The 6,361-nt window shown below is 60.2% G+C and carries 4 protein-coding genes and 1 pseudogene; 1 reads left to right on the forward strand and 4 read right to left on the reverse strand.

Going from position 1 to position 6,361, the window contains the following annotated elements:
- Window positions 1-93: 93 nt before the first annotated feature.
- The 4 genes from ACF8MI_RS17920 to ACF8MI_RS17935 all read right to left on the reverse strand — a co-directional run bounded on the left by ACF8MI_RS17920 (window position 94) and on the right by ACF8MI_RS17935 (window position 5,631).
- Window positions 94-2,514: a TonB-dependent receptor gene (locus tag ACF8MI_RS17920; RefSeq protein ID WP_200929078.1), complete on the reverse strand. Its 2,421-nt coding sequence runs from the start codon at window positions 2,512-2,514 to the stop codon at window positions 94-96.
- A gap of 91 nt (window positions 2,515-2,605) precedes the next feature.
- Window positions 2,606-3,571, reverse strand: a complete 966-nt coding sequence (locus ACF8MI_RS17925) for a FecR domain-containing protein (protein WP_060500279.1) — start codon at window positions 3,569-3,571, stop codon at window positions 2,606-2,608.
- Window positions 3,568-4,104: a sigma-70 family RNA polymerase sigma factor gene (locus ACF8MI_RS17930; protein WP_156867346.1), complete on the reverse strand. Its 537-nt coding sequence runs from the start codon at window positions 4,102-4,104 to the stop codon at window positions 3,568-3,570. The genes ACF8MI_RS17925 and ACF8MI_RS17930 overlap by 4 nt, the downstream gene beginning before the upstream one ends.
- 597 nt (window positions 4,105-4,701) lie before the next feature.
- The gene (locus ACF8MI_RS17935; protein ID WP_182408702.1) at window positions 4,702-5,631 is read right to left on the reverse strand and encodes a malate dehydrogenase; all 930 of its coding nucleotides are present in this window, start codon (window positions 5,629-5,631) and stop codon (window positions 4,702-4,704) included.
- 388 nt (window positions 5,632-6,019) lie between these two features.
- Here ACF8MI_RS17935 and ACF8MI_RS17940 point away from each other — a divergent pair.
- Window positions 6,020-6,361 (forward strand): annotated as a pseudogene (locus ACF8MI_RS17940) (gluconate transporter); the annotation flags it as partial.

Consider the following 6,361-nt stretch of genomic DNA (forward strand, 5'->3'; position numbering starts at 1 on the left):
TGGCTGGAGCGGCGATGCTAGCGTTGTTGAGAATTGATCTCAAGCACGAAACAGCCGACGCTCCTAGACGATAGCCATGTTCGCCAGGTTTTCTCAGAAGTCAGGGGTGTAACGCACAGTCAGCATCAGGTTACGCGGATCACCAAAGCTGTTGGCCCCCCAGCTGTTGCTGATGTTCTGATAATAACGTTTGTCAAAGGCATTGTTCAGATTGGCCTGCACCTGCCATTCCGGCGTTGCTCTGTAGGCAAGCATGAAGTCGGTGATGCTGTACCCGCCTTGCTTAACCCCGAAGCTGGTGTAAGCACTGCTCTGTGTGCGCCAGCCACCGCCTACCGTCCAGCGCTCCAGCTCACCGGGCAAGCGATAAGTTGTGAAGGCCTTGAACAGGTTGTAGGGCGTGTCGCTGTCGAAACGCTCACCCTTCTCTGCCGAGGAAGTGGACTTGGTGTATTGCGCTCCAGCGTAAGTGTAACCGGCAGACACCTGCCAACCTGGCGCCAGCTCTCCGCCCACTTCCAGCTCCACACCGCGGGTTCGCACTTCACCGCTGGCCTCATAGCAGGCGCTGACGCCGGGGGAACACTGAGCTGCCGGCAGTGACTTGGCGAGGTTTTCCTGTACCAGCTGGAATAACGCCGCACTGGCATTGAGCGCACCACCGAAGTACTCACCTTTGATACCCGCCTCGTAGTTGGTGCCAGTCACCGGGTCCAGCAAGCTTCCGCTGGCGGTTTGAGCGGCCTGTGGCTTGAAGATTCGCGTCCAGCTTGCGTATACCGAATAGGTGTCGTTCAGATCGTAGATAACGCCGGCGTAGGGGGTGAATTCCCGGGTGGCCTTGTAGTCGTCACCGAAACTGTATTCACCCGAATGAGTAAGCTGTTCGTATTCGTACCAATCCAGACGCGAGCCGAGAATCAGCCTTAGATCTTCACGCAGATTGAAGCGCACCGTGGCATAGGCACTCGATTGTTCCTCATGACCCGAGCGCGACCAGTTGTTGTCGATGGCCGGCTTGGGGTAGGCACCAGGCTCAAAGTGCTGCGGGTCGATGATCACATCCGAACCAATGCCGGGGCCGCCAGGGCCATCGTTGGTTTCATCGCGCCGCCAGCTGGCGCCAACGACCAACTCGTGGGTAGCACCAAGCAGGCTGAAAGGACCAGATGCATAGGTGTCGAAGCTCTTCTGGGTATGCTGGTAGGTATAGCGGCCAATGTTCAAATGGTAGGCGTTGTGCTCGTCGGTGTAGACGCTACCGCCGAGCATGTCCATATCGCCGCGCAACCAGGTGGTGTTCAAGCGCAGCTTCCAATCATTGTCGAAGCGGTGTTCAACCTCGGCGAATGCGCTGCGGTTCTTCTTGTTCCAATAAGTCCAGTCAGGCGCCGTACGCGTCGAACGCGAAAAGTCGAAAAAGCTACCATCGGGATGAGTAGGCAGCCCGTTCCAGTCAGCCCCAGGGTTGTCTTCACGGTTGTACCAGGCGCCAAGCGTGAGCGTAGTGGCGGGGTCCAGATCATATTCGGTGATGCCATAAGACAGCTGCCGCGTATTGCCGTAGGCGTCGACGAAACTGTTGCGATCCTGGTAGGCACCGACGAAGCGGCCACGCACGCTGCCGCTGTCGTTCAACCTGCCGCTAACATCGACCTCACCCCGATAGTCGTCCCAACGCCCCGCGCTGCCGGTGAGCGAAAACTGTGGCGCCAGCGTCGGGCGCTTGCGTATCAGGTTAAGGGTGCCAGAGGGGTTACCAGCACCGACCATCAAGCCCGAAGCACCACGTACCACTTCCACGTGGTCGTACATGGCCAGCGTCGAGGTGCCTAGGGTATCGCTGTCGTAGGCCACGGGCAGGCCGTCGATCATGATGTTGTCAATGGCCGAACCGCGCGAATAGAACTCCGGACGCTCTCCACCGGTCTTGCGCAAGGACAAACCCGGTGTGTAAGTGGCAATATCTTCGAGCTTCTGCAGGTTCTGGTCATCCATACGCTGGCGGGTAACCACAGTCACCGACTGCGGCGTTTCACGCAGGGACATTGCCAACTTGGTGGCAGTGGAAACTCGACCCGTTGTATAGGCCCCGGTGCCTTCTGTCACATCCCCCAAGCCCTGACCGGAGATAGTGGTGCTCCCCAGGGTCACTGCGCCTGCAGCCGCTTCGGCCTGGCGCACCAGCTGGAACTCCCGCTCGCCCGTGCGCACGGCTTCCACACCGCTGCCAGCCAGCATCTGCGCCAGCGCCAGTTCCACACTGGTCGCATGAACCGCTTGGCTCTGCTTGTTGGCCGTGAGCGTGGCATCACCGCCAATCAACAGCCCGGCCTGGCTGGCCAGCAGGTTCATTTGCCGCGCCAGGGGCCCGGCCGGGATGTCGAACACCATGCCTTGCGCCGCAGCGCCGGTGTTGTCGGCCTGGGCAGCGGCAACATGGCCACCAAGGGCAAGGAAAATGGCAAGGGCCAGTGGATGACGGCGCAGGGAAGCAGAGTCGCGAAGCAGCATGAAAGGGGTCCTTCCGGAAGCAGGATGAAGTAGCGTCATCCCACCAAGCGCATGAGCACCTCAAAACCAGAAAAAGAATTTTGAAAATTTTTCAGCGTGCTTCGATCGAGACCCACCAAGGCAAGGTGCGCACTACTCGAATGGGCAACCCACGTTCGAGCATGACCAGGGTGCGGTCGGTGTCCTGCAACGGGAAAGTACCCACGGCGCGCAAGCTGTTCAGCGCGGGATCAATGCCAAGGTGGCCACGGCGGTAGTCGCGCAGCACATCGACCACCTGGCACAGCGGCATGTCTTCCGCCACCAGCACGCCACGGCTCCAGTCCTGGCGCAAGGCTTGTGCAGCCGCCGACTCGCCGGCCTGCTGCGCGTCGAACACCAGCATGTGCCCGGCGCCCAGCGTGGTTTGCACACCACTGTCGGAACAGGTGGCCTGCACGGCGCCTTCGAACACACTCAAGGTGGTTGTCAGCCCTTGGTCCCGAACGCTGAACCGCGTGCCGAGTGGTTGCATGCGCCCTGCCCGCGTCACGACGGCCAGGGGACGAGGGTCTTTGCCGGTTTCTATCAGGATTTCGCCACGATACAGGCGCAGTTGCCGTACATTTTCATCGAACTGCGCATCCAGCGCCGTGCCGCCGTTCAGCCACAGCCGGCTGCCATCCGCCAACGAGAGCGGCCGCACCTCGCCCAGGCCGGTGCTGTAGGTAGCAAACCAGACGCGCGGCGAGTCCACCCAACCCCGCTGCCAGCCGCCCCACCCCAACACCCCTGCCGCACCCGCCACACACAGGCTGCCAAGCACGGCCCGGCGCGATTGCTGGCCACGGCGAACGCTGTCGAACACTTGCCGGGCCTGCTCTGCCTGGCCGTCGAGGTTGCCAAAACGCTGGTTGATGTTTTCCACAAAGGACCAGGCCAGCCGATGGCGCGCATCTTCGTTCAGCCAGGCATGCCATTGTGCGTTGGCGGCGGGGTCGTTCTGCGCTGCGTGCAACCGCGCGAACCAGCCAGCAGCCGCTTGCAGCACGGCATGGTCGAGTGACGCCCGGCTCATGTCAGCGCGTCGTCCAGGTCCACTTCCAGTAGCAGGCACTGGTACATCGCCTGGGCCAGGTAGGTGTTCACGCTGCGCTCGCTCACGCCCAGTTGCTCGGCGATCTCGCGTTGCTTCATGCCCTGTAGCTGCGCCATGAAGAACGCCTCGGCCACCCGCTTGGGCATGCGCTCGAACATCGCCTGCAATTGCTCCAGTGTTTCGAGGATCACGGCCTGGTGCTCAAGCGACGGCACCAGGTGCTCGGGCTGGGCGGCCAACACTTCCAAATAGGCCTGCTCTACCCGCCGCCGCCGCCAGAAGTCCACACAGGCATTGCGCGACATACGCCCGAGGTAGGCGCGCGCGTGCTCCTGGTCATTGAAGGCGCGGGGTTTGGTGAGCAGCCGCACGAACACATCCTGCGCCAGCTCCGCCGCATCATGGGCATTGCCAAGCTTGCTCTGCAGCCACTGGCGGATCCAGCCGTGGTGGGCACGGTAGAGGGTCTCCAGTTCGAGGCCCGGGGCAGGAGCACTGGGAGGGGCATTCATGGGGGACGCCGTTGTGCTAATAGGAATTATTAGCAATAGTAGCTTGGATGAATGGGGTGGGCAATTGGGATGCTATCCAGTTCGAGCTCGGCAAAACCAAGGCATACATACCGAAATGGGTTCGGTGGATCCCGCTACACCTACTCGAACACCCTTTGCCCAACTGAATCAAGATTGTAGGAAACGTCTGGGATTAGCTCATCAATAGAGCCAAAACTCGCACTTCGTGATATGAAAACACCTGATTGCAAGTGTTTGTCTCAATCGCTCCGAGTTACGAACTCAGCGAGATGGGCACCGCATTAGTCATTAAGGTGGAATGAAATGCACGACATCAAAATTGAACGTGTTGCCAAGGCTATTGAGCTCAACGCAGGCCAACATCTATCTGACCTACGACAAGCACTCAAAGAAGCCAAGATGGCAACGGTAAGGTAACCACGCCAGAGCAAATTTTGAGCCGCCAGGCCGGCTCGCAAGCTAAAGAGCCAACTCCTCATTGCCCATGAGCTTTCACAGTGACTGGCCAAGATTTGATCACTGTTTCCAACGGTTCTATCGTCGACCACCTCATCGGCGATAGAACCATCCCCTCGTTCACAACGCCTTCATCTCAGCAATATCCCGCGCCACCTGATCGGCAGAATGATCAAACATCGCCTGCTCCTGCGCATCCAGCGGCAACTCGATCACCCTCTTAAGCCCCGCCTCTGCAAGTACACAGGGCACACCCATGGCAATGTCCTTGCGCCCGTACTCCCCTTCCAGAATGGCCACTGCCGGCAAAATGCGGTTTCGCCCATTGGCGATGGCATCCACCATCTGCGCAATGGCCACGCCTGGTGCATCGCAGGCGCTGCCCATTTTTTTCAAACCCAGAATCTCGCCGCCGCCCTTACGCGTGCGCTCCACAATTTGCTCGATCTGCTCATTGGACAGGAAGTGGGAAAGCGGCACCGAGCCGATCTGGCAGTAGCGCATCAGCGGCACCATGCTGTCGCCATGCCCGCCCAGCACCAACGCCGTGATATCCCGTGCCGAGAAACCGGTTTGCTCAGCGATGAAACACTTCATGCGCGCGGTATCCAGCACCCCCGCCTGCCCGAACACCTTGTCGCGCCCCAGGCCGCTGAGGCTCCAGGCACGATAGGTGAGCACATCGACCGGGTTGGACACCACCAGCACCGTTGCCGCCGGCGCATGCTGTTTGATGTCCGCCATGATGCCATCCAGTATCGGCAGGTTGATACTCAGCACATCCTGGCGCGACTGGCCGGGCTTGCGCGGCACGCCTGCCGTAATCACCACCAGCTCGGAGCCCTCCAGCATTTCAGCCTTGGCCCCGCCGCACACACGGGTATCGGAGCCGGACTCCACTGCGGCCTGCCACACATCCAGCGCCTTGCCCTGCGCCAGCTCACCCTGCACGTCCATCAACACCAGCTCACGGCACAACTCATCCCGGGCGATGATCTGCGCCGCCGCCTCGCCGACCAGGCCGGCACCCACGATTGAAAGTTTGTTCACCAGACACCTCCCAGCGGCGCGCGCCACCAGGAACACGCCTGCGTATAGAGAGAAGTATTGCCCGCCGGGGCTAAAAGGCCACTCAAATGTGATGCCTGACAACAGAGCGCCCCTTAGGCCGCCCCCACAGGAATGGCCCTGTGCATTTCTCTAGAGACGACCACCTGCGCTTGACAGTGTCCGGTCACAACCGAAATACTTTGAAACGATTCATATAGATGACCAAATAACAAGGTGAATCGCTCCATGAATACCCCACCCAACAATGCTCATTTGCCGTGTGCGGAACCTCCATCCGTAGGCCTCAGAGCCATTCCTCTCGACGTCGAATCGTCCGCCTTCAAATCCTGAGTGCCACCAGAGCGCCTGCCCAACCGAGATTCCTTGCATGACTCCTTTAGATATACAGCTGTTGCTGACTGCCTTGGTCAGTGTCCTGGTGCTGGTTGCACTCATCGTGTCGCGCCTGAAGATGCACCCCCTCCTGGCCTTGCTGGTGGTGTCCATCGGCGTGGGTTTTGCTACCCACATGGAGCCAGGCAGCATCGTCTCCCACCTGCTCACAGGCGCCGGCAAGACCCTGGGCGCAGTCGGCGTGGTGATCGCGCTTGGTGCGATGCTTGGCAAAATCCTGGCTGATGCGGGCGTCACCGAGCAGGTCGCTGATGTGATCCTCAAACGCACACCGGACCGCTTGATCCCCTGGGCCATGATGCTGGTTGCCTTTGTC

Origin of the sequence: Pseudomonas sp. yb_9 (genome assembly GCF_043103635.1) — a bacterium.
GTDB lineage: Bacteria > Pseudomonadota > Gammaproteobacteria > Pseudomonadales > Pseudomonadaceae > Aquipseudomonas > Aquipseudomonas monteilii.